The following is a 25,465-nucleotide window of genomic DNA, read 5'->3' as shown; positions in this document are numbered from 1 at the left end:
ACGCTACATATCCCTTTATTTTTTCATCTTACATTTCAGGATGACAAACTCACACCTTGAATATACTAAAAGACAAAGGAGTATAAGTATAACCATTACACTACAATCTATTACAAAATCCATAGGTATCATATTTCACACGAGCGAAAAAAGCACATTCACCTTTGGTAAATGTGCTAAAACATTTTTTGGTTTTGCACTGCATTCACAATAATATTTGCTGTTTCTTCAATCGCTTTATTCGATACATCGATTACTTGGCAATTTATTTTACTAATTACTTCCTCAAAGTGATCAATTTCTTCTTGAATACGATTAATATTTGCATATGTTGCTCCATCACTTAATCCGAGTGATTTTAATCGTTCTTTTCGAATATGATTTAACTTATCTGGCGTAATTTTCAAACCGAAACATTTTTCTTTTGCCACTTGATATAGTTCTTCAGGTGGGTCAACTTCTGGCACGAGTGGTACATTCGCAACTTTCAAGCGTTTGTTATGAGCTAAATATTGGGAAAGTGGTGTTTTTGATGTACGCGAAACACCAATCAACACGATATCTGCTTTTAAAATACCTCGTGCATCTCTGCCGTCATCATACTTCACAGCAAACTCAATCGCTTCAATCTTTTTAAAGTATTCTTCATCTAACCTACGGACAACACCTGGCTCATATCTCGGCACTTGCCCCGTAATTTCTTCAATTTGATCAATAAGAGGGCCGATAATATCGTATGCCTCTACCCCTTCTTTTGCAGCCTCTGTTACTAAATACTGGCGCATATCAGGCTTAACTAACGTAAAACATATAAGTGCTTGATTACTCTTAGCAATCGAAATCACTTCTTTTAATGTCCCTGTATCTTCTACATACGGTACACGTCTAATATCAGGAGCAAACGGGAATTGCCCCATTGCTGCTCGAACAACCAAATCAGCCGTTTCCCCTACAGAGTCAGATACGACATATACGATTTTATTATCCATTACATTACCTCACTTTAAACAAATTACACTTATTCGTTATTTACTAAATTTACAAACGCACGTGTAATATTTGTTTTTGTAATTCGCCCAATCACTTCTAAACCTTGTTTCGTATCTTTTACAACTGGCATTGCATCAATCTGTCTTTCTATTAATTCCATCGCAATATCATATAAAGAATCCTCTCTACGACACATCGCAATGTTTGGCATCCTTGTCATGATAATATTAACCGGAAGAGAGGTTAAATCCTGCTTTCCTAAGCTCGCTCTTAATAAATCTTTACGAGACACAACACCAACTAATAGAGTCATCTGATCTACAACGAACAATGTACCAACGTCCTCTAAAAACATCGTACAAATTGCATCGTATACGGAAACATTTTTATCAATTACAACCGGTCTAGATTGATAATCTTGTACTTTAATTTTCTTAACAGCTTCAGATAATAGCTGCCCCCCAGTTTTACCCGTATAAAAATAACCTACGCGTGGACGTGCTTCTAAATAACCAGCCATCGTTAAAATTGCTAAGTCTGGTCTTAGCGTCGCACGTGTTAGACCCAATTGCGCTGCAATTGATTCCCCTGTAATAGGACCGTGATCTTTTACAATCTGAATGATATGTTCTTGCCGTTTATTCAGCTCTATGATAATCACCACCTTTAATGCACAACGAAAAAAGTTATACTATCTCTTAAATATTATATACTAAATATGCTATTCGAAAAAGAAAGTATGTAAAAAGGACCGTATACGGCCCAAAATTATATTTGAAACTTATCAAGTTGTTCTAAAAAACGTCTTGATTTCAAATAAATTCCGCAATATTCATCATAATATGTATTCAATACTAAACGCATTTGTTTTTTTGTGCTATCCTTTACCGATACATTTCCGAGCCTATGTAAATCGAAATGGAAGAAAAGGCGTAATAATTTATGAACAGCTTCTCCTACCGGTATACGATATGGGTCTTGCTCTGCATGACGTGAGCACAGAAAACCGCCTTCCCTTACGGAGAAGGCGACAAAGTCTGTTTCTTGATGACAAATCGCACATGTATCAAAGTACGGGCGCATCCCTAATACCGGAAGCATTTTCGTTTGATAAATTAATGATAATACTTCTGGATCAACACCCTCACACATATAATGCAACGTTTGATATAACATTTCAAATAAATACGGATTATGTTTTTTATCTTCTGTTGCTTTATCAGTTAACTCAACAATAAATGATGCATAAGCAGTTAAAAATATATCCTCGCGAATTTCTTTCATAGTTGAAATAATCTCGCCTTGTTGCAATGTTCCAAGCCCAGATCCCATTTGAATTAGAAAATGGCCATGTGTCATTAATTGCGACACAGATGCTAATCGGCTTTTCGGTTTTTTTGCCCCTCTTGCCATTGCACTTACCTTACCAAGTTCTCTTGAGAATATTGTAACAATTTTGTTCGTTTCTCCGTAATCTGTCGTACGGATAACGATGCCCTCAACTTTTTGAAACATGTTCGTCACCATCCAAGGTTTGAACAAAACGGGTCAAGAAATTGGAGAGTCTAGATGCGCTAGCTCCTCTTCATGTTGATCCATCTCATCGTTTACGTCTTTTTCCATTTCTTTCAAAAGCAAGTACGTTTCAATGCTTCCTGTTTTGGAGAAAAACTTCCAGGTAAAATCTAGCATAAGAATCCACCTTTCTCAATAAGCGTAGCCTATAAACCAATTTCCTTTGTTGTTATTAAATTGACCCATTTTGTCCATTTTCATGTGAGAAAAATTTTTCCTAATTTATCAAAGTTCATAAAAACCAATAATCAGTGGATGAACCAACCATCCACTGATTACAACTTTACTCTATTTTAGTACTCATCCTCGCGGAAACCTAGGTCACGAAGCTGAGACATTTTATTACGCCAATCTTTTTGCACTTTTACCCATACTTCTAAAAATACTTTAGAACCAAGTAGCGCTTCAATATCAAAACGAGCTCGCTTACCAACTTCTTTTAACATTTTCCCTTGTTTTCCGATGATGATTCCTTTTTGTGATGCACGTTCAACAACAATCGTTGCATTTATATAAACTGCCCCGCCCTCACGCTTTTGAATCGCATCGATAACAACAGCCACAGAATGCGGCACTTCTTCACGTGTTAAATGTAGTACTTTCTCACGAATAAGCTCTGCAATAATAAATCTCTCCGGATGATCCGTTACTTGATTCTCTGGATAGTATTGTGGTCCTTCTGGTAAATACTTTTTAATTGTTCCAATTAAAGCGTCCACATTATTACCGTCTAACGCAGAAATTGGTACAATCTCTGCAAATTCATGTAGTTTACGATATTGATCAATTAACTCTAGTAATTGCTCTGGATGAAGTTGGTCAATTTTATTAATGACTAAAAATACTGGTTGTTTCGTTTCTTTTAATTTCTCAATGATGAATTCCTCACCACGACCAAATCCTTCAACTGCATTAACCATAAACAGAACAATATCAACTTCTTTTAATGTCGTTTGCGCCATCTTTACCATGAAGTCGCCTAATTTATGTTTAGGTTTATGTATTCCTGGTGTATCAATGAAAATAACTTGTGCATCATTTTCTGTATATACACCTTGAATTTTATTACGAGTCGTTTGTGGCTTATCACTCATAATAGCAATTTTCTGGCCGATAATACGGTTTAAAAATGTAGATTTTCCAACATTCGGTCTGCCAATAATAGAGACAAAACCTGATTTATAACCTTTTCTATTCATGTAAATCCTCCGCTAAAAATGCTCCTGGTAACAATTCTCCGACTGTCGTCTCTTGAACGTCACCATGTAAGTTTGATAAGTATACTTTCGTATCCTGTTTACATAATTCTACCATAACTTGTCGACATGCTCCACAAGGAGGTACTGGACGCTTTGTATCTGCTACAACCGCAATGGCTACAAATTCGTTATCCCCTTCAGAAACCGCCTTAAATAAAGCTGTTCTTTCAGCACAATTACATAAGCCATATGATGCATTCTCAACATTACATCCACGATACACTTTTCCATCGCGCGTTAATAATGCTGCACCTACTTGAAATTTAGAATATGGTACGTACGCTTGTTTACGCGCTTCGATTGCTTCTAGAATTAATTGTTTACTATTCATATTCCCGCATCCTTCCTGTTCACAGCTATGAAGAGATACACTCTCTCATTAAAGGCCCTTACGGCACTTCCAAAGCTTAATAAAAGCTTCGGAATGCAACTATACCATATACGGTAAAAAGATAATAGCACCAATTATAACAGCTATAATTGCAAACAATAAAACCGCTCCTGCCGCAACATCCTTTGCAATTTTTGCAAACGGATGAATATCGGCAGTCGCTAAATCTACCGTTTTTTCCACAGCCGTATTTACCATCTCTAAACTCATTACACTCCCTATTACAATAAGTAATATCATCCACTCTATTTTCGTAATATGGAAATAAAAGCCGCAGCATATAACAATGACTGCGGCTAAATAATGGATTTTCATATTTCGTTCATGACGAAAACAAAAGAATATACCAGCTATAGCATATCCAAAACTATCTATAAGTTTTCCTTTTTTCATCGTCCTAATCCAAAAGCTTCTAAAATTTCTTTTTGTCTTCCGAACATTTCTTTTTCATCTTCTTCTGTCATGTGATCATAACCAAGTAAATGTAAAAAGCCATGTAACGCCAAAAATCCAAGTTCACGATCGAAAGAATGTCCGTACTCTTCAGCTTGCTCTTTCGCCCTTGGAATAGAGATAATAAGATCCCCTAACATGCGCGGCATCTCTGCACCAACAATCTTCATTTCTCCTTCTCCCATCTCTTCCATGGCAAAGGATATTACATCTGTAGGTTGATCTTTATCTCGGTAATCACGATTAATTTCTCTAATGCGCTCATTATCTACAAATGTCACCGATACCTCCGCACCATCCTCGATATTTTCCATTTGAGCTGCTTTTTCTAACACTTCACGAATTAAACTCATATACTCTTCTTTTACTTCTTCTGTTTCATCAATAAAATCAATTAACAAACTCATTCTTTCTCCTTTTCTTCCGGAGGTTCCGGATATGTAATACGCGAATGGAAAATACCATTTAACGTTTCACACAACGTTTTTCCAACGATTTGTAGTTCCTTAAACGTCAAATCACATTCACTAAATTGACCGTCTTGCAGTCGATCTTTAATGATACTTTGCACCAAATTATTAATTTGTTCTGGCGTTGGGTGATTCATAGAACGTACCGCAGCTTCTACACTATCAGCAATACCAACAATTGCCGATTCTTTCGAAGTTGCTTTTGAACCTGGATAACGGAACATCTCTTCTGTATATTTTTCTTTATCTTCTTTAATAGCTTTATAATAAAAATATTTCAGTAACGTTGTACCGTGATGTTGCCCAGCGATATCAATAATTTCTTGTGGAATATGATATTCTTCGAGCATTCTTACTCCATCCGTTACGTGAGCAATTATAATATCTTTACTCGTTACAGGATCTAATTTATCATGCGGGTTTTTAATTCCCATTTGGTTTTCAATAAAGAATTGCGGTTGTACTGTTTTTCCTACATCATGATAATATGCCCCTACACGCGCTAATACACCATTTGCCCCAACTGCTTCACAAGCAGCCTCAGAAAGATTCGCTACCATTACACTATGATGATATGTCCCTGGCGCTTCTAACAAAATTCTGCGTAAAAGTGGATGATTTGGACTTGATAGTTCCATAAGCTTCATACTTGATACGATTCCAAGTCCACTTTCTAAATATGGTAAAATCCCCATAGCCAAAACGGATGATATAATCCCTGAAAGTGAAGCCATTAATAATTGCGTACCAATTTCAAGAGGCGAAAAATTCCCATTACGTAATAATAAAAGCGCCGCCAATACGACTACATTTAATACAGAAACGAGTATACCAGCTTGTAAAATCATTGTACGACGATTTTTTTCTCGCAAGAAAATACTAACCGATAACGAACTTAACAATACGTAAATCCCTACACTATAATTTAATGTACTCGTTACTCCTTCATTAAACATAATACTTCCGCATACAGAAAAAATCATACTCGTTAAAAAGACAAATCGATCACCAATCATTAGTTTTACAAGTATTGTTCCCATCGCAACTGGGACAACATATGCAATCCCTGCGTATTCAAGTTTTTGAAACAAACTAATGATTTTCATTAAGACGATTGTGATAGACAAAATTGTAATATACGCTAAAACATACGGTCTATCTTCTCTTTTTCTCTTTAAAAATAATTCAAATTGTTTATGCATAAAGTATAGTAACACACCAATGAGTACCGCTAATCCAACATAAGGTTGAAAACCGTTCCCTTTTTCTAACAAACCAACTAATTTCAACTGATTATACACATCACTTGAAATTGTTTCACCTTCTCTAACAAGAACTTGTCCTTGAAGAATATAAACAGGTGGAACTAAATCTTCCTCTGCTTTTCTCTTCTCTTTCGTTAAGATTGGGTCATAAAAATAGTTAGCTGAAATTGCATATCTTCCTAGCGCCTTAATTGATTCTTTTAAACCATTATCAACATTAACACTATTCATCTCACTTACATATCGTTCTTTCGCATCTTTCAATTCGTCCATTTTAATATGCTCAGTCATGATACTATTAATCGCTGTGACCGCAGCATCTTTCGCTAATACTAATTGGCTCGGATCTGCATTAATCAAATTCAGTAAGTTTGAATCAGATAACTCTTTCGTTAAGTCAGCGGGTAGTTTCTTTTTTAACTTGTCCACTTTCTCAGCATCAGTCATCTTTTTTTGATCATCCGGTCCAACAGCTTTAATCTCTTGCACCACTTCATCCACTTTAGCAAAGACGTCATTCACAATATCAACTTTGTTTTGTTTATACTCACTTTTATATGTATATTGATCTTCAACTTTTGTAGCGGCTTCTTTTTTCTTTTTATCCGTTGTAACTTTATCTTCAATTTTTATAGGAGAATGGATTGTCTTTTTCGCAATAGAATACATATTAACATCTAATTGTTCTGGTTTTACATTATTCATAAGCGCAAAAAACAGCACTGCTCCTAACACAACGTAAGAAATCCAACTTAGTTTTTTCGAATGTTGTAAATTACGAAACCACTTAGAAATTTCTTGAGATCTTGACATGATTTCAATACCTTCTCCTCTCCAGAAATAAAGTGAAACTATTTATAGCTTTCATTTCTTCTACCAAACGATACTTTGAGGCAATATTTTATACACTAGTACCAATAGTTTATTTTCCTTATCTTTCATGATAGTAAAAAATATGACGTTCGCCAACCTTATCATACAAAAAGAAATGATCCTGACAAATAGGATCATTCCATTTTATCATATGCCTCAATAATACGTTGCACCAATGGATGTCTCACAACGTCCGTTTGTTCTAATGTAATAAATGACAGACCTGATACACCAGATAAAATATTAGCAGCTATAGATAGCCCTGATTTTACCCCTTTTGGCAAGTCTACTTGTGAAGGGTCCCCTGTAATAACCATTTTAGAACTAAAACCTAATCTTGTTAAAAACATTTTTATTTGAGCACCCGTTGTATTTTGAGCCTCATCTAAAATAACAAATGAATCATCAAGCGTACGCCCCCTCATATAAGCAAGCGGAGCTATTTCAATTACTCCTCGCTCCATCATACGCTGCGTATATTCTTGTCCAAGAATATCATGTAAAGCATCATATAACGGGCGTAAGTATGGATCTACCTTCTCTTTCAAATCCCCTGGTAAAAAACCTAAATTTTCTCCAGCTTCTACAGCAGGTCTTGTTAAAATAATTTTCTTTACATATCCTTGTTTTAAAGCCCTCACAGCCATTACTACAGCTAAATATGTTTTTCCAGTTCCTGCAGGCCCTATTCCAAAGACAATATCATTCTTCTTCATCGCATGAATATATCTTCTTTGCCCCATTGTTTTTACACGAATGGATTTACCTTTTGCAGTCTTGAAAATTTCTTCCTCATATAACTCTTCAAATTGAGCAATTTTCCCTTGTTGTGCAAGCTGAATCGCATACGCAACATCTCTCTCTGAAATTGATATACTTTTACGAATTACAACAAGTAATTGCTGTAAGATTTTTTCTACGAGTGCCACCGTTTCAACTGCCCCAGATACATGAACAGTTTCTCCTCTAGTTACGATCGATACATTCAGTTCTCGTTCAATTACTTTTAAATGCGCATCATTAACTCCAAAAAGAGCGATTGCTTCGTTAGCATTTTCCAATTGTTGGTTCATTTCTACTAATTGTTCTGCCATTACTCAGTCTCCTTGAATATCGGATTCGGATATTGGTTGTGGCTCTGCAATATTTTCAACCACAGTATAATGCAATGTAACTTTTAGTTGATCCGCCTCAACCTCTTTACTCAAAATCTTATCACTTACAATCATAGCATGTTCATCCAATTTTTTCTTTAGTTCTTTTTCGGCCATCTCCTTCGCTACTTTCAGCGCTTGCTTTTCTGTATATTCTCGATTCGCTTCTTCCTCTTCTCTCACAACATCTTTTTCATATGCAATCGGCAGTGTAAAACCAAATAATTTCACATCATGCTTTACACTTTCAGTACGAGAGCGTTTATACTTATCATGCTGAAATCCCCATATTTTTATTTTCGTATCCCCGAATTTAAGAAAATGTTCATTGTATACATTACCAGTATACACTTGGAATTGCGTCTTTAACGGGACATCCACCTTAGATGTATACCACGTTTCGCCATATACAATACCTTTCGCTGAAACAATCGTCGGACTTTCCTCATTACCATATATTCCCGATACGAGAATCTGTCCTTTTTCTACATGATCATTTTTCAGTACAACCGGCTTTCCAACTTCTACAAACGTTTTTGTAATAATCGCTTCTTTTTTTGCTACTAAATTTTGCGGCCTTTGTTCCTTTTCTTTCTTCGGTTCGTTTTTTTCAACAATTTTAAAATGATAAGTCGTTCCCCTTACTTCTAGTCCCGCCCAAGTAATGGCATTAATATTATCTGTCAAATGGCGTTGTACATCTTCTACATTCGGCATTTGAAATTGTAGTTTCCCTTTTTTAATACCCATTTTATCCAATTCTTTCATCAATATATATTCTGTTTCAGGTTTAGCTCCTGTAATTTCAATTTTCCAAACCATATTTGACATTGCAATCACACCAAAAAAGAAAATTAAAAAACCAATTAAAAATCCACTGTTTTTAATTAAACGTTTATTCCAAAAAGGAAAACCATAACGTCCAATAAAATATAATTTACATTCATTTTTTCTATAAATTGGTTTTATTTTTTTCACATCGCGTAACAACATACAAAAAACTAACGTTTCATCAGCTATCTTTTTAACATCCCAAACTAATAAATTCCTCCGTACACATTCATTAACAAACCGTTCCGCTCCTCTACCTTCAATTCGCACTTTTACATATCCAAGCCACTTTATAAACCATTTATTTTTCATTTACCACCTTCACTACCTTTCTAAAAGTAGATATACTACTTTTTATTTGAAGCATTAAAATAGCTCGTACTAAAATAAAACAGAGTAAAACTGTAATCAGTCTCTATCAACGGAACTTTTACAGGATAAAGAAGAAAAACTTCACAAATGGAAGTTTCACTTCAATCACCTTTTTTTTCATTTTCTAAAAATGTTACTTGCTCAATTATCCCCTCGAGTAAAAGCTCTTCTGGAAGAATCGTTTTAATAACAAAGGATTGTCCTTTAATTAATAATTGACCGTGTTTTAAAAGCAATCGCACTTCTTTATCTGAAAACACTAATAACCCCCGATGATTTTCTATATAAATATGTATTTGCCCAACAAGAGTAATCCGAGGTAGATCCATTAATACATCCACTGGTAGGTCTACTTGTTTTGTCAACCAATTTTTCATTTGTTCTAATTTCTTCATCTCGAAAGACCCCCTCTCATCCCATATATATGTATTTCTTCACAAGTGCCTATCGTGTTATAACGACTTCACTAACATAACTATATTCTGCAAGAGTTCATATCATGTTAATTAAAACAGTCGCTATATGAAATCATATTTGTCAGGACAATGATGGATCAGAGGATGTTACCTTTAATAATAGAAGTATTAATACAAGAATATGCGCCCCTACAGGATATCAGTACAAGTTACATTAAGAAATTGAGCCTAGCGAGAAGTGGGAAACTTGAAAAAACCTGTTACAATTCGTTCTGGACGTGACATACTGACCATAGAATAAGTAGTTGTCATTTATTGGACAACTGAGATAAAGTAAAACTATAATCAATCCTCACCAATCGGGCTACCCGTTAATGCGGGATAAAATCAAAAAAAGAAAATTTCTTCACTCTGAATGTTACGTTGTAAGTAAGAATATTTTATAGATGGTTGTTATATGAATTTCAAAAAATATTAGGGTTCATTAAAAAATGAATTAATAAATGAGGAAATACGAAAGGAAATCGGCTTTGGTCAAGAAATTTTGAATGTTATAAAACAAGTTACCGACAGTAATATCCAGCCATTTTATGCAACTGATGCAAAATCTAAAATAGTTAGAATCTCTTTCGTTACCTTTGAGGATTATGCTGAAGAGCAAGCTATAAAACTTCAATCTGAGTTTCAGAAGGCTCGGTACTTAGCTTTTATTCGCGAAAGAAGTTTTAGTCAAGGAAGTAAGAATAGGTGTAGAATCGGAATTATACAAGGAAATAATAAATTGAAACTTTAACTAGAGGGGTTTCTATCACTTACAGAAACGCTTTTTAAGCAATATAGCGTTTCTCCTTAATAAGAACAATAAAAAAACGTCTCATACGAAATGAGACGTTTTTTTATGCTAATAGCTGGATAACCAGCTTATTCACAAGTGATCCGTCTGTTTTACCTTTTACTTTCGGCATAACAGCAGTCATCACCTTACCCATATCTGCTTTAGAAGTCGCACCAACTTCAGAAATAACTTGCTTGATTACATCAACTAGTTCTTCTTCAGTTAATTGCTCTGGCAAATATGCGCTTAAAATCTGAATTTCACTTTGCAGTTTATTAACAAGGTCTTCACGACCAGCTTTTTTAAATTCAAGGAGGGAGTCCTTATACTGTTTTACTTCACGAGCTAAAACTGTTATTTCCTCTTCTTCAGTAAGAGTATGTTGCAGTTTAATACCTTCATTTTGTAAAGCAGCCTTAACCATACGAATAACGGTTAATTTTTCTTTTTGTTTATTCTTCATCGCTTGTTTCATATCATCGTTTAAACGACCGAGAAGACTCATAACTTACACCCTCTCTTAGAATTTACGCTTTCTTGCCGCTTCAGATTTCTTCTTACGTTTTACACTTGGTTTTTCATAAAACTCGCGCTTTCTTGCTTCAGCAAGTGTACCAGTTTTAGAAACCGATCTTTTAAAACGGCGAAGTGCATCCTCCAAAGACTCGTTTTTACGAACGACTGTTTTTGACATTCTCTTTCCCTCCCTCCGAAACATCACACTTACATACTAACTTCAGCATGCAAAAAGAAACACTTCTTCAGCATGTCTTTTACGATTATAATACATTTTATCACTTCAGGTCAACTATTTGGCAGAATAAAAGAAGAATAGAAGCATTTCCTTTTCAAAAGTTATGCAAATAACTAGTATCCTTCACTGATGAAGACAACTATATTTTTATCATTTCATCTTTTTTCATACAGGGATGCATGAAACGCCTCCCCACCTTCTATTACTTAACCGCTTCAAATAAAGAAAGCATGCAAACCGTTTCCGGTTGCACGCTCTTTTTATGCGCTAGCTGATTCTTTTTTCACATCATCTTCAAGAACACGAACAAATTGCGCTTCGTTATATGGATAACCAGCTTTCGTAATTTTCACTTTCACTAGCTTACCAATTAATTCTTCTGATCCTTCAAATACAATTTTCAAGTAGTTATCTGTATAACCTACATATAACCCTTCACGGTCGCCCTCTTTAAATTGCTCTTCCGGAATGATTTCAAGCACTTCACCTTCAAACGCTGATGCGTACTCTTTCGCTAATTGATTAGATAGCTCAATTAAACGATGAACACGATCGTTCTTCACATCTTCAGGAACTTGATCTTCCATGCGCGCTGCAGGTGTTCCTGTACGTTTTGAGTAAGGGAACACATGTAACTCAGAGAAGCGGTTCTCTTTAATGAAATTATATGTTTCCATGAATTCTTCTTCTGTTTCACCTGGGAAACCAACGATTACGTCAGATGTAATCGCAAGGCCTGGTAACGCTTCTTTCAAACAATCTAAACGCTCTTGGAAGAATTCCATCGTATATTTACGACGCATACGTTTTAATACAGTATTAGAGCCAGATTGCAACGGAATATGCAAGTGGCGTACAACTACTTCAGATTTATCTAACACTTCAATTACTTCATCTGAAATTTGACTCGCTTCAATAGAAGAAATACGAAGACGTTTTAATCCGCCTACTTCCGCTTCCATATCACGAAGTAATCCAGCTAAGTTATAATCTTTTATGTCTTCGCCGTATCCACCTGTATGAATACCCGTTAATACGATTTCTTTATAGCCTGCATCCACTAATTGTTGCGCTTGTTTAATAACTTCTTTTCCATCACGAGAACGCATTAAACCGCGCGCCCAAGGAATGATACAGAATGTACAGAAGTTATTGCAACCCTCTTGTATTTTTAAAGACGCACGTGTACGATCCGTGAAATAAGGTACATCAAGTTCTTCGTACACACGTGTTTTCATAATATTGCGGACAGCATTAATTGGTTGACGCTCTTTACGGAATTCTTCGATGTAACCTAACATCTTTTCACGATCCTGTGTACCAACTACAATATCCACTCCCGGGATCGCCATAATTTCAGCTGGAGATGTTTGTGCATAACATCCCGTTACACAAATAACTGCATCTGGATTTTGACGCACAGCACGTCTGATTACTTGACGGCTTTTTTTGTCCCCAGTATTCGTTACTGTACATGTGTTAATAACATATACATCAGCTTTCTTTTCATATTCTGTTCTTTCATAACCACCTTGTTTAAACAATTGCCAAATGGCTTCTGTTTCATAGTGGTTTACTTTACAACCTAACGTATGGAACGCAACAGTTGACATTGATCATCACCCCATCAATTCAAAATGATACGAAGCAGCACTTAACGCGTATAACGGCGCCGTTTCTGTTCTTAAAATTCTTGGTCCTAAACTACATGGTACAAATTTATGTTCACGAAGCGCTGTAATCTCTTCCTCAGCTAAACCGCCTTCTGGGCCAAATACAATCAATAGCTTTTGACCTGGTTTCATTGTCGTTAAAGCTTTCGCAAAATTAGATTTCTCGCCTTGTTTTGCTTCCTCTTCGTAAGCAACAAGACAAGCATCATACTCACCACTCATTGAAAGCAATTGCTTAAATGATGCTGGAGCATGTACTCCTGGAATTTCACTTCTATGTGATTGTTCCGCAGCTTCTTTCACAATTTTTCTTAAACGCTCAACTTTTTTATCAGCTTTTTTCGCATCCCATTTTACGATAGAGCGAGATGCTTGAAATGGTAAGAATGCAGCTGCCCCAAGCTCAGTTCCTTTTTGAAAAATTAACTCTAGCTTGTCTCCTTTTGGCAGTCCACTTGCAATCGTCACGAAAACAGGAAGTTCACTTGACGCCTCTACCCATTCTACAATAGCCGTATTAATAAATTCACTGGTAATTTCATCAATTGAACATACTGCTGTTTTTCCATTTACACAGCAATAAATATGATCACCAGCTGACATACGCATCACTCTTGCGATATGATGTACGTCATCACCTACAATGCGAATACTTGTCTCATTTACATATTTCTCTTCTACAAAATAACGTTGCATATAATCACCTTAGTAGAGTTTCGTTCCTTTCGTAAGTCAACACTTACGAAAAAAACGAAACGTTATCATTTTTCATATAACAAACGGCAAGTCCCTCACCTTATAGTGAGAGACTCCCCTTTTCATTATAGACTAAAATCTATATTACGCATTTCGTGCAATAATTGCTACCCAATCTTCCATTCGTAACACTTCTTCAATTGTAAATCCAGCTTTTTCTAGCGCCTCAGAAATTACTTTTTCCTTCGCAGCAATAATGCCCGATGTAATAAATAATCCACCTGACTTCACAACTCTTGCTGCATCTTCAGGGAATAATAGAATAATTTCTGCTAATAAGTTAGCTACGATTAAATCAACAGGACCTTCAATACCTTCTAAAAGACTATTTTGTCCAACAGACACGATATCATCTGTTTTATTTAAACGTACATTCATTTCTGCACTTTCAACCGCAACCGGATCTAAATCATACGCTTGAACAGAAGACGCACCTAATTTTGCTGCTGCAATACTAAGTACACCAGAACCTGTTCCTACATCAATAATAGCGTCACCTGGCTGTACTGTTTTTTCTAAAGCACGGATACACATCGTTGTTGTTGGATGAGTTCCTGTACCAAACGCCATACCCGGGTCTAATTCAATGATTTTTTCATCAGGAGAAGATGGTGTATATTCTTCCCAAGTCGGTACGATTGTGAATGTATCAGAAATTTGTACTGGATGGTAATATTTTTTCCAAGCAGTAGCCCAATCTTCTTCATTGACTTCGTTAACGGTAATATTTCCAGTACCAATTTCGATGTCGTAAGATGGAAGCACATCAATAGATGATTTTACACCTGCAATCGTTTCATGTAAAGAATCGGTTTGCGGGAAATATGCTTTTATTAATACACCTTCCGCCGGATATTCATCTGGATTCAATGCATAAATTTCACCATATTGTTGCTCGCGCTCTTTCGTTAACTCCGCTGGATCCTCAATCGCAACTCCGCTAGCACCAGCTTCATGTAAAATATGAGAGACAGCTTCTACTGCTTCTTCTGTTGTATGAATACTAATTTCTGACCATTTCACAATTTACCAACTCCATTTTTTATTTCCATTATTCCCCTTTGAAAGCACGTTTAAGCTTTCCGAATAAACTATCATCCTGCTCTTCTTGTCCTGCAAATTCACGTAATAAATCTTTTTGCTGTGAAGTCAATTTCGTCGGTACAACAACACGAACGACTACATATTGATCTCCTTGACCGTATCCACGTACGTTCGGAGCACCTTTTCCTTTTAAGCGGAACTCTGTTCCAGTTTGTGTTCCTGCTGGGATTTTCAGCTTCACTTTACCATGAACAGTAGGGACTTCCACTTCAGCACCAAGTGCCATTTGTGCAAATGTTAATGGCATTTCGCAAATAATGTGGTCTCCTTCACGCTCGAAGAATTCATGATTTCTTACATGAACAACAACATATAAGTCTCCTGCTGGTCCGCCATTTACGCCGGCTTCACCTTTTCCAGACACACGAATTTGTTGACCATTATCAATACCCGCTGGAATTTTAACATTAATTTTTTTACGTTTACGAACTTTACCTGAACCGTGACATGTCGTACATTTTTCTTTAATAATTTGTCCAGTTCCTGAACAATGACCACAAGCTTGACGGTTTACGATACGACCAAACGGTGTGTTTTGTTCAACACTCACTTGACCAGAACCTGAACAATGTTTACATGTTTCTTTTGAAGTTCCTGGTTTTGCTCCACTACCTTTACAAGTATCACATGGATCTTCTACTGGAATTTCCACATTTAATTCCTTACCAAAAATAGCTTCTTCAAAATCTAAAGTGACTTGATATTGTAAGTCAGCGCCTTGGCGCGGAGCATTTGGATCACGACGTCTGCCGCCGCCACCGCCAAAGAAAGAACTAAATATATCTTCAAAACCGAAGCCACCGCCGAAGTCTCCTCCGCCGCCAAATCCACCGAATCCTTGATTTGCACCAGCATGACCAAATTGATCGTACTGCGCACGCTTTTGATCATCACTTAACACTTCGTATGCTTCTTGTACTTCTTTAAACTTTTCAATTGCATTTTCTTCTTTGCTTACGTCTGGATGGTATTTTTTAGCCAAACGACGATACGCTTTTTTTATTTCATCTGTTGAAGCGCCCTTGCTAAGTCCAAGGACCTCATAATAGTCTCGTTTACTCATAAATTTACAACCCCCGAATCTTTCACATAAACGTAATTTTAACACCGAAAGAAAGTGCTTTGCAACAAAGTTTCCTCACTTACAGTATGCAAAGCGAAAAACTTAAGATCCTCACACATCGCTTCTCATTCGTGAAAAAAGCCAAAGTCAAGGCACGCTTGACTTTGACTTTTTGTCATCTTACTTATTATGTTTACAGTTGAATTACTTGTCTTCTTTTACTTCTTCAAACTCAGCATCAACTACATTGTCTTTCTTCGCGCCAGCGTCTTGTGCACCTTGCGCACCTTCTGCTTGACCAGCAGCTGCTTGAGCTTGCTCGTATAATTTAACAGTTAATTGTTGTACGATTTCTTGTAAAGCATCTTTTTTCGCACGAATTTCTTCAAGCTCGTTTTTCTCGATTGCAGCTTGTAATGCTTCTTTCGCTTCTGTTGCTTTTGCAACTTCAGCTGCATCTACTTTACCTTCTAAATCTTTTACAACTTTGTCTGTTTGGAATACAAGTTGGTCAGCTTCATTACGAAGTTCAACTTCTTCCTTACGTTTTTGGTCAGCGTCAGCATTTGCTTCCGCTTCTTGTACCATACGTTCTACTTCTTCATCAGAAAGACCTGAAGAAGATTGGATTGTAATAGCTTGCTCTTTGCTTGTTCCTAAGTCTTTCGCACGTACGTTAACGATACCGTTCGCATCAATATCGAATGTTACTTCGATTTGTGGAATACCACGTGGTGCTGGTGGAAGGTCAGTTAATTGGAAACGACCTAACGTTTTGTTGTCAGCTGACATCGGACGCTCACCTTGTAATACGTGAATGTCTACTGCTGGTTGATTATCAGCAGCTGTCGAGAATACTTGTGACTTACTTGTTGGAATTGTAGTGTTACGCTCGATTAATTTCGTGAACACGCCACCCATAGTTTCAATACCTAAAGAAAGTGGAGTTACGTCTAATAATAGAACGCCTTCTACATCACCAGTAAGTACGCCACCTTGAACTGCAGCACCTAATGCTACAACTTCATCAGGGTTTACACCTTTATATGGCTCTTTACCAGTTTCACGTTTAATAGCTTCTTGTACAGCTGGGATACGAGTAGATCCACCAACAAGAATAACTTTATCTAATTCGCTTGGAGCAAAACCAGCGTCTTTTAATGCACGACGAGTTGGCTCTAATGTTCTTTCAACAAGACCTGCTGAAAGCTCTTCGAATTTCGCTCTTGTTAACGTTAATTCTAAGTGTAATGGACCAGCAGCTCCAGCACTAATGAATGGTAATGAAATTTGAGTTTGTGTTACACCAGAAAGATCTTTTTTCGCTTTTTCAGCTGCATCTTTCAAGCGTTGAAGCGCCATTTTATCTTGGCTTAAATCAATGTTATTTTCTTTTTTGAACTCAGCTACTAAGTGATCGATGATAACTTGGTCAAAGTCATCGCCACCAAGACGGTTGTCACCAGCAGTTGAAATAACTTCGAATGTGCCGTCTGCTAACTCAAGGATAGATACGTCAAATGTACCGCCACCTAAGTCATATACTAAGATTTTTTGTTCTTCGTCTTGTTTTTCTAAACCGTAAGCAAGTGCTGCTGCTGTTGGCTCGTTAATGATACGCTCAACTTCTAAACCAGCGATACGACCAGCATCTTTCGTTGCTTGACGCTCTGCATCGTTGAAGTATGCAGGTACTGTAATAACAGCTTTCGTTACTGTTTCACCTAAGTATGCTTCAGCAGAAGCTTTTAAATTTTGTAAAATGATTGCAGAAATTTCTTGAGGTGTATAATCTTTACCTTCAACTTCTACTTTGTAGTCTGTACCCATATGACGTTTAACAGACATGATTGTATTTGGGTTTGTAATTGCTTGGCGCTTTGCAACTTCCCCAACTTGACGTTCTTCATTTTTGAAAGCTACAACAGAAGGTGTTGTACGGTTCCCTTCTGGATTTGGGATAACCTTTGGTTCTCCACCTTCCATAACAGCTACACAAGAGTTTGTTGTACCTAAGTCAATACCGATAATTTTACTCATGGCGAATCCTCCTAGTTTTATGTAAATTATTGATTTACTTTTACCATTGATGGGCGAATCACACGGTCTTTTAATTTATAACCTTTTTGGAATTCTTCCACAACCGCGTTTGATTCAAATTCACTATTTTCCACTTGCATAATAGCTTGGTGTTCATTAGGATCAAACTGTTTACCAACAGCTTCAATCACTTCCACACCTTCTTTAGTCAGCGCTTCTAACAATTGACGATGCACCATCTCCATACCTTGTAACAATGATTTCGTTTGCTCATCAGTCGCTTCCACTTGCATTGCTCTTTCAAAATTATCAAGAGCTGGCAAGATGTCTGAAACTAGACTTTGTGCTCTATATTTTTCAGCAGCCTGTTTATCCATTTGGACACGGCGCTTATAATTTTCAAAATCAGCTTGTAGACGTAATGTGCGACCTTCCGTTTCCGTTAGTTTCGCTTGTAACTCATCTACTTTTTCTTGTAAAAGAGCAGCCTCACTTTTTTCTTCTACAGTTTCTTCACTGTTTTCTGGCGTGACAGCTTCTTCAACTTGCGCTTCTTTTACTTCTTCTACCACTTGTTCGTTACGCTCTTCCACAATATTCACCTCCTTAAAAGGTATTAGGTATCATGCATAGCATGATTACCTAATCATTATATATTACACACAGCAATGAAAATTTCATCACTTGAGCGAATGTATTACTCTCATTTACTTTTTAAGCCCATCAGTAAATTGTCTCGTAAATAACTGTAACAAACTAATTACACGAGAATATTGCATTCTCGTAGGACCTAAAATAGCAATTGTTCCAAGTTGCTCTTCGCCGATCGAATATGTTGCAGAAATTAAACTACAATCCTCCATAGCCGTCGAAGAGTTTTCCCTACCAATTTTCACTTGAATCCCGACTTGTTTATGACGCAAAATGTCATAAAATTCGGCTTCATTATCAATCATGGTAAGTAAAGATCTAACCTTTTGAATGTCATGGAACTCTGGCTGCGAAAGCATATTTGCTTTTCCTCCAAAGTATATCTTTTCCGATAACGGAACTTGAAATGTACCATCCAACATTTTTATTGCACTATCGTAATTATGAACATACCCACGTAAAACTGTAACAATTTCCTTAAAGATTTTATTATGAAGTTCTTCCATCGGTACGCCAGATAGCTTTTCATTTAAAATATTAACCATTTTTTCTAAATCTGATAAATCAACAGATTCCGGAACGGTAATCGTTTTACTTTGTACATGCCCTGTATCGGTTACAATAATAGCGACTGCAGTTTGACGATCAAGCGGCACAATTTGTACATTTTTAAGTTTATTTGTACTTAACTTCGGTCCAAGAACAATTGCCGTATAATTCGTAAGTTCTGATAAAATTTGAGCAGATTGCTGTGCAATTTTTTCCGCTTCAAAAATTCTTTCAGCAAATAAATCTTTAATTTGTACAATTTCAGCGTTCGGTAAGTTTTGCGGCGCTAAAAGATGGTCTACATAAAATCGGTAGCCTTTCTCAGAAGGAACACGTCCAGAAGAACTGTGCGTTTTTTCAATAAAACCTAATTCTTCTAAGTCCGCCATTTCATTTCGAATAGTAGCTGAACTAAATGTGATTTCATCTTTTTTAGCCAACGTTCTAGACCCAACGGGCTGCGCTGATCCAATAAAGTCATCAATAATTGTTTGTAAAATTAAGAGCTGACGTTCCGTAAGCATCTCATCATCACCTCTGTTAGCACTCTTTGTCTTTGAGTGCTAAATCTATTAATAACTTACCAAAATTGACATTCAATTGTCAACGGAAACGTCACGAAATAATGAAACTTTTTCACGCCTATGGAACATTTAATTAGTCAATCAAAAATGATTGGAATACTTCATTCCCTAATAATTTTCCTTTTCGCGTTAAACGCACATGTCCATCTTCCTCTTCAAGCAATCCCTGCTCTTGGTTGCTTTGTAACTGCTTCGCGAAAACTTGATCCATCTCTACATTAAATTTATTGCGGAACGCCGTTTTAGAAACACCTTTTGTTTTTCGAAGCCCTAAGAACAGCTCTTCTTCCATTCTTTCTTTCTCCGTCACTTTGTGAACATCTAAATACGGAAATCCTGTTTCATCAATTTTATTAAAATATTGCTTCAGAGGACCAACATTTTGAATACGTTCTCCGTTCACATAACTATGAGCTCCAGCTCCAAATCCATAATACTCTTCATTATTCCAGTATGTGAGATTATGTCTACTTTTATTGTCACCTTTTGAGAAATTACTAATTTCATACTGGTTATAACCGTGTTTCTCCATTTCATCCATTACTATTTCATACATTTTCGCTTCATGGTCTTCACCCGGAAGACGTAATTTCCCTTTGTTCATTAAGTTATAAAACACTGTTTTTGGCTCCACAATTAATGAATATGCCGAGAAATGTTGTACACCAAGCGTAAAAGCAATATCTAATGTTTCTTTTACATCTTCTATCGTCTGTCCTGGCAAAGCATAAATAATATCTACATTAATATTTTTAAAGCCTACTTCCTGTGCCTCTCGAATCGCGAGGAATGCATCTTCCCTCGTATGCTTGCGCCCGATCTTCTCAAGAAGTTCATCACGGAACGTTTGCACACCAAAACTAATTCGATTTACTCCACCTTCTAGCAGTACATTTAGCTTCTCTTTCGGTAAATCTCCTGGATTCGCTTCAAATGTTAATTCACAATTCGGGGCGAACGGACGCAAATGACGATTAATAATCTCGAGTAATTTTTTTGTCTGTTCCATATTTAACGCTGTCGGAGTTCCCCCACCCACAAAAATCGTTTTCATACTATCAAATGGAACTTTTTGAACCGTATTTATTATTTCCTTCTCTAAATAATCTAAATATTGATCAACCGGTTGGCGTTCAATAAACACTTTATTAAAATCACAATAGTGACAAATGTGCTGACAAAACGGAATATGAATGTATGCAGCTTGTACCAAATATAACTCCTACCTTTCTAAAAAGAAAACCTCCGCACTCCGGAGGGTTCTCTACTTCTCTAACGTATTACGAATTTGTTCCATTCGCATTTTTCCCCAATCATACATCATTTCAACGATCGGTAAAAGTGACATGCCTAGTTCCGTCATATAATACTCAACGCGAGGAGGAATTTCGGGATATACTGTCCGATCAACAATCCCATCTTCCATTAACTCTTTTAATTGGTTCGACAAAACTTTATGAGAAATGCTTGGGAATAACCGTTGTAATTCACTGAAACGATGCGGCCCTTCCACACCAAGATGCCACAGTATCACAACTTTCCACTTTCCACTAATAATAGAAAGCGTCAATTCCTTTTCACAATTAAAATTACCATTTTGTATTTTATCTTGAATATCTTTTCGAATATTTTCGGACATTAACAATCTCCTAACTCTATATGAACTAAAAAGCTCTCTCATTATTGTAAATGAGAGCTGCTCAGATGTCTAAAAAGTAATTATACAGAAAAAAGAAGCCGCACAAACGACTTCTTTTTTATTTCAAATATTAGTTGTCATCCATTTTCAGTACAGCCATGAATGCCTCTTGCGGTACTTCTACAGAGCCAACAGACTTCATACGTTTTTTACCTTCTTTTTGCTTATCAAGAAGTTTACGCTTACGAGAAATGTCACCGCCGTAACATTTTGCAAGTACGTTTTTACGCATCGCTTTAATTGTAGAACGTGCTACAACTTTATTTCCGATAGTCGCCTGAATTGGCACTTCGAACTGTTGTCTCGGAATTAATTCTTTTAATTTCTCTACGATTACTTTACCACGGTCATACGCTGAATCACGGTGTACGATAAATGATAAAGCATCCACTTGTTCATTATTTAAAAGAATATCCATTTTCACAAGTTTAGATGGCTTATAGCCAATTAACTCGTAGTCAAATGATGCATACCCTTTCGTATTTGATTTCAATTGATCGAAAAAGTCATATACGATTTCTGATAACGGGATTTCATATGTTAATGTAACACGCGTTTCATCTAAATATTGCATATCAATAAACGTTCCACGTTTACCTTGGCAAATCTCCATTACAGCTCCAACATAGTCATTCGGAACCATAATTGAAGCCTTCACAAACGGCTCTTCTACACGATCGATAGACTGTGGATCTGGCATATTAGATGGGTTATCAACAATAACATCTTCACCGTTAGTTAAATAAACTTTATAAATAACGCTTGGCGCTGTTGTAATTAAGTCAATCTTAAATTCACGTTCAATACGTTCTTGAATGATTTCCATGTGAAGAAGCCCTAAGAAACCACAACGGAAACCAAATCCTAGCGCTTGAGATGTTTCTGGTTCAAACTCAAGAGCAGAATCGTTTAACTCTAATTTTTCTAATGCATCACGTAAATCGTTATAACGAGCAGAGTCAATTGGATACAGACCACAGAATACCATCGGGTTTAACTTACGGTAACCTGCTAACGGCTCTGCAGCTGGACGTTTCGCATGTGTAATCGTATCACCAACACGTGTGTCACCAACATTTTTAATCGATGCTGCTAAGAAACCTACATCACCTACTGTTAACTCGTCACGTTGCGTAGTTTTCGGTGTAAATACACCTACTTCTGTTACTTCAAATTCTTTACCCGTTGCCATCATACGTACTTTATCGCCAACTTTTACTGTTCCATTTACAACACGGATATAAGCAATTACACCGCGGTACGGATCATATAAAGAGTCGAAAATCATACATTGTAATGGCTCTTCTGAATCACCCGACGGAGCTGGTACTTTTTCAACAATTTGTTCTAAAATTTCTTCAATACCAATTCCAGCTTTCGCAGAAGCAAGTACCGCTTCTGATGCATCTAAACCAATTACATCTTCTACCTCTTGACGTACACGTTCTGGATCCGCACTCGGTAAGTCGATTTTATTAATAACTGGTAAAATTTCTAAATTATTATCAAGCGCTAAGTATACGTTTGCTAACGTTTGCGCTTCAATACCTTGCGCTGCATCTACTACAAGAATCGCGCCTTCACAAGCCGCTAAACTACGAGATACTTCGTACGTAAAGTCGACGTGTCCTGGTGTATCAATTAAATGAAGAATATACTCTTCACCATCTTTTGCTTTATAGTTTAATTGTACTGCGTTTAATTTGATTGTAATACCACGCTCACGCTCTAAATCCATAGAGTCAAGCAACTGAGCTTTCATTTCACGTTGTGTTAACGCGTTTGTTTTCTCTAAAATACGGTCTGCTAACGTTGATTTTCCGTGGTCAATATGAGCAATAATAGAGAAATTACGAATTTTGGACTGTCTTTTTGCTCTTTCTTCTTTATTCATCTATGTTCTCAACTCCTAATAGTCTCGCCAATATACACTAGCACTGATTATATCAATAGAGCAACAAAGATTCAATGAAAACTCTTGCTGCTTACGATACAAATCATTCTATCTATATCTTATGCGAATAAACCATAAGAGACAAACCCTTTTCAAATTTTAAAACGGCTGTCTTACAAACCAGTAAAACAACCGCCTCCCATGTTACTCTTAGCTAAAAATTCCTTTTATTTTCCCAACAACGATATCCGTTCCGAACTTCGTCATTTCATAAGCTACACTTGCTACTGCCATCCCAATTCCTTCTACAACATTAAAACTTCTTAAACATTCTAACTGTTGTTGTTTTTCTGAGGCCGAAAACGAGCTACCCAAAATTTCTGATTCAGCACCTGTACTTTCTGTCCCTGTCATATGAGCTATTTGTTCATATGACAGTTGCTGATAGCCTTTCATACTTTTCAAACCATGATTAGCAAGTGCCACTCCTGCTATCATCATAAGTAAACATAAAGCCACACTACATATACACAAAAGCGTAAAGCGACTCAAACGATAATCATCTGTTCCCCTCAATGTGTATATGCTCCCGTATTATCTTGATCAATTTGATGATGCAGCGCCGCATTTAAACCACTCGCTATTACATTCGCCATATCCTCAATAAAAGTATCTACTTCTTTTGGGGTTACCATTAAATTATGACCAAGAGGAGATAGCACTTCATAAATCAGCCTTCTTTTTTCTTCTTCTTCCAACGTACCAACAGCACCTAAAAACATATTTCTGCTCTTTTCATCCGGCATATCTTCTTCCGTTAATTTTTTCTTTTCTCCAAATGAAAATCCCGCTGGTAACAAAGAGCGTGAAGGTTTATTTCCTTCTTTCATCTCTCGGCCGAAATGTTTCAAAATAAAATCAATCGTATCACTTGTAATCGAAACAGCATCGACCACAGTCGGAACACCAATCGCGATTACAGGGATACCCAATGTGTCTTTACTTAGTTCTTTACGTTTATTCCCAACCCCCGATCCGGGATGAATTCCAGTATCAGAAATTTGTATCGTGCTATTTACTCGTTCAATAGAACGGGCAGCTAATGCGTCAATCGCAATTACAAAGTCCGGGTTCGTCTTCTCAATAATCCCATAAATAACATCGCTCGTTTCGATCCCTGTAATTCCCATTACCCCCGGCCGAATTGCACTAACAGGCCTAAACCCTTCTTCTACACTTTCAGGCTGTAATTGAAACAAATGTCTCGTTACTAATACATTTTCTACAACTATCGGTCCAAGAGCATCTGGTGTTACATTCCAATTCCCAAGACCTACAATTAAACAGCTTGCTTCTTTTGTAACGCCAACCTCTTCTAAGAAATTAGAAAATTCTTTTGCAAAAATACGCTCCACTTTTTGTTGAAGTTCTGTATCTTGCTGACGTATACCTTGAACTTCAAGCGTTAAATAATTTCCAGGCTTTTTACCCATCGCTTCAGAGGCAGCTTCATCAATTGTTACTTTTGTAATTATAGTCCCATCTTCTTCTCTCTCTTTTACAATAACTCCCTGTATCCCTTTTTGTTCCTCTTGGCTTTCTTGCAACATTTGATGGGCTTCTACAGCAAGGTCAGTTCTAATGCTATATTTACTTAAATCTAATGGTTCTTTCATCGTATCTCCTCCGTAATTCATAGTAAATATCGTTAGATTTCCCAAAGTTATATAAGGTCATTCTTTCCTTTACGTGAAATTTCATGGATATACTATTGCAATTCTCTTCACCGTTTGATAGAATATCACTTGTTCTAT

Annotated in this window: 26 protein-coding genes; all 26 read right to left on the bottom strand. The window is 36.7% G+C overall.

The annotated features are described in order from the left end of the window. Window positions 1-176 precede the first annotated feature (176 nt). On the bottom strand, window positions 177-989 hold the full coding sequence (locus MR112_RS06260; RefSeq protein ID WP_000368944.1) for a pyruvate, water dikinase regulatory protein: 813 nt from the start codon (window positions 987-989) through the stop codon (window positions 177-179). Window positions 990-1,018: 29 nt separating this feature from the next. Further along, window positions 1,019-1,651 carry a transcriptional regulator CcpN gene (locus MR112_RS06255; protein ID WP_000583756.1) on the bottom strand — a complete coding sequence of 211 codons (633 nt, stop codon included), beginning with the start codon at window positions 1,649-1,651 and terminating at the stop codon, window positions 1,019-1,021. Between the two features lie 107 nt (window positions 1,652-1,758). Continuing rightward, window positions 1,759-2,505 carry a DNA repair protein RecO gene (gene recO, locus MR112_RS06250; protein WP_000487009.1) on the bottom strand — a complete coding sequence of 249 codons (747 nt, stop codon included), beginning with the start codon at window positions 2,503-2,505 and terminating at the stop codon, window positions 1,759-1,761. A 33-nt stretch (window positions 2,506-2,538) separates the two neighbouring features. Further along, window positions 2,539-2,682 carry a YqzL family protein gene (locus MR112_RS06245; protein ID WP_000883924.1) on the bottom strand — a complete coding sequence of 48 codons (144 nt, stop codon included), beginning with the start codon at window positions 2,680-2,682 and terminating at the stop codon, window positions 2,539-2,541. A 176-nt stretch (window positions 2,683-2,858) separates the two neighbouring features. Beyond that, window positions 2,859-3,764 (bottom strand): GTPase Era, encoded by a 906-nt coding sequence (era, locus tag MR112_RS06240; protein WP_001080230.1) that lies wholly within the window; start codon window positions 3,762-3,764, stop codon window positions 2,859-2,861. Continuing rightward, complete coding sequence (locus tag MR112_RS06235) at window positions 3,757-4,155, bottom strand: cytidine deaminase (RefSeq protein ID WP_001086283.1); 399 nt, start codon at window positions 4,153-4,155, stop codon at window positions 3,757-3,759. Before MR112_RS06235 ends, era begins: the two co-directional genes overlap by 8 nt. A gap of 99 nt (window positions 4,156-4,254) precedes the next feature. Beyond that, a complete protein-coding gene (locus tag MR112_RS06230; RefSeq protein WP_000715464.1) occupies window positions 4,255-4,608 on the bottom strand; it encodes a diacylglycerol kinase family protein in 354 nt (117 codons plus the stop codon). Then, complete coding sequence (gene ybeY / locus MR112_RS06225; RefSeq protein ID WP_242244862.1) at window positions 4,605-5,075, bottom strand: rRNA maturation RNase YbeY; 471 nt, start codon at window positions 5,073-5,075, stop codon at window positions 4,605-4,607. Before ybeY ends, MR112_RS06230 begins: the two co-directional genes overlap by 4 nt. Continuing rightward, on the bottom strand, window positions 5,072-7,216 hold the full coding sequence (locus MR112_RS06220) for an HD family phosphohydrolase (RefSeq protein ID WP_000091510.1): 2,145 nt from the start codon (window positions 7,214-7,216) through the stop codon (window positions 5,072-5,074). Before MR112_RS06220 ends, ybeY begins: the two co-directional genes overlap by 4 nt. Before the next feature lie 194 nt (window positions 7,217-7,410). Beyond that, window positions 7,411-8,370: a PhoH family protein gene (locus tag MR112_RS06215; RefSeq protein WP_000840501.1), complete on the bottom strand. Its 960-nt coding sequence runs from the start codon at window positions 8,368-8,370 to the stop codon at window positions 7,411-7,413. A gap of 3 nt (window positions 8,371-8,373) precedes the next feature. Next, window positions 8,374-9,573, bottom strand: coding sequence for a sporulation protein YqfD (gene yqfD, locus MR112_RS06210; RefSeq protein WP_000792498.1), 1,200 nt, complete (start codon window positions 9,571-9,573; stop codon window positions 8,374-8,376). 161 nt (window positions 9,574-9,734) lie between these two features. After that, the gene (gene yqfC / locus MR112_RS06205) at window positions 9,735-10,028 is read right to left on the bottom strand and encodes a sporulation protein YqfC (protein WP_000732269.1); all 294 of its coding nucleotides are present in this window, start codon (window positions 10,026-10,028) and stop codon (window positions 9,735-9,737) included. Window positions 10,029-10,945: 917 nt separating this feature from the next. Continuing rightward, the gene (locus MR112_RS06200; protein ID WP_000054562.1) at window positions 10,946-11,389 is read right to left on the bottom strand and encodes a GatB/YqeY domain-containing protein; all 444 of its coding nucleotides are present in this window, start codon (window positions 11,387-11,389) and stop codon (window positions 10,946-10,948) included. A gap of 15 nt (window positions 11,390-11,404) precedes the next feature. Further along, a complete protein-coding gene (gene rpsU / locus MR112_RS06195; RefSeq protein WP_000048061.1) occupies window positions 11,405-11,578 on the bottom strand; it encodes a 30S ribosomal protein S21 in 174 nt (57 codons plus the stop codon). A 320-nt stretch (window positions 11,579-11,898) separates the two neighbouring features. Beyond that, on the bottom strand, window positions 11,899-13,251 hold the full coding sequence (mtaB, locus tag MR112_RS06190; protein ID WP_242244861.1) for a tRNA (N(6)-L-threonylcarbamoyladenosine(37)-C(2))-methylthiotransferase MtaB: 1,353 nt from the start codon (window positions 13,249-13,251) through the stop codon (window positions 11,899-11,901). A gap of 6 nt (window positions 13,252-13,257) precedes the next feature. Continuing rightward, window positions 13,258-14,007 carry a 16S rRNA (uracil(1498)-N(3))-methyltransferase gene (locus tag MR112_RS06185; RefSeq protein WP_242244860.1) on the bottom strand — a complete coding sequence of 250 codons (750 nt, stop codon included), beginning with the start codon at window positions 14,005-14,007 and terminating at the stop codon, window positions 13,258-13,260. A 144-nt stretch (window positions 14,008-14,151) separates the two neighbouring features. Beyond that, entirely contained in the window at window positions 14,152-15,090 is a 939-nt protein-coding gene (gene prmA / locus MR112_RS06180; protein WP_000872097.1) for a 50S ribosomal protein L11 methyltransferase, read from the bottom strand. A gap of 28 nt (window positions 15,091-15,118) precedes the next feature. Further along, window positions 15,119-16,234 carry a chaperone protein DnaJ gene (dnaJ, locus tag MR112_RS06175; RefSeq protein WP_000043946.1) on the bottom strand — a complete coding sequence of 372 codons (1,116 nt, stop codon included), beginning with the start codon at window positions 16,232-16,234 and terminating at the stop codon, window positions 15,119-15,121. Between the two features lie 204 nt (window positions 16,235-16,438). Further along, entirely contained in the window at window positions 16,439-18,274 is a 1,836-nt protein-coding gene (dnaK, locus tag MR112_RS06170; protein WP_000034700.1) for a chaperone protein DnaK, read from the bottom strand. 26 nt (window positions 18,275-18,300) lie between these two features. Beyond that, entirely contained in the window at window positions 18,301-18,867 is a 567-nt protein-coding gene (gene grpE, locus MR112_RS06165; protein WP_242244859.1) for a nucleotide exchange factor GrpE, read from the bottom strand. A gap of 114 nt (window positions 18,868-18,981) precedes the next feature. Further along, complete coding sequence (gene hrcA, locus MR112_RS06160; RefSeq protein ID WP_000954941.1) at window positions 18,982-19,998, bottom strand: heat-inducible transcriptional repressor HrcA; 1,017 nt, start codon at window positions 19,996-19,998, stop codon at window positions 18,982-18,984. A 133-nt stretch (window positions 19,999-20,131) separates the two neighbouring features. Further along, complete coding sequence (hemW, locus tag MR112_RS06155) at window positions 20,132-21,271, bottom strand: radical SAM family heme chaperone HemW (RefSeq protein ID WP_000249433.1); 1,140 nt, start codon at window positions 21,269-21,271, stop codon at window positions 20,132-20,134. Window positions 21,272-21,322: 51 nt separating this feature from the next. Continuing rightward, the gene (locus MR112_RS06150; protein ID WP_001293539.1) at window positions 21,323-21,697 is read right to left on the bottom strand and encodes a winged helix-turn-helix transcriptional regulator; all 375 of its coding nucleotides are present in this window, start codon (window positions 21,695-21,697) and stop codon (window positions 21,323-21,325) included. Window positions 21,698-21,827: 130 nt separating this feature from the next. Beyond that, a complete protein-coding gene (gene lepA, locus MR112_RS06145) occupies window positions 21,828-23,651 on the bottom strand; it encodes an elongation factor 4 (protein ID WP_001030951.1) in 1,824 nt (607 codons plus the stop codon). A 210-nt stretch (window positions 23,652-23,861) separates the two neighbouring features. Further along, on the bottom strand, window positions 23,862-24,227 hold the full coding sequence (locus MR112_RS06140; protein WP_242244858.1) for a YqxA family protein: 366 nt from the start codon (window positions 24,225-24,227) through the stop codon (window positions 23,862-23,864). Further along, window positions 24,224-25,327 (bottom strand): GPR endopeptidase, encoded by a 1,104-nt coding sequence (gene gpr / locus MR112_RS06135; protein WP_242244857.1) that lies wholly within the window; start codon window positions 25,325-25,327, stop codon window positions 24,224-24,226. Before gpr ends, MR112_RS06140 begins: the two co-directional genes overlap by 4 nt. Window positions 25,328-25,465: the final 138 nt, after the last annotated feature.

Source organism: Bacillus cereus group sp. BfR-BA-01330 (genome assembly GCF_022663885.1).
GTDB classification, from domain to species: Bacteria; Bacillota; Bacilli; order Bacillales; family Bacillaceae_G; genus Bacillus_A; species Bacillus_A cereus.
The sequence above is the reverse complement of the archived record's forward strand: the minus strand, read 5'-3'. Positions and strand labels throughout refer to the sequence as shown.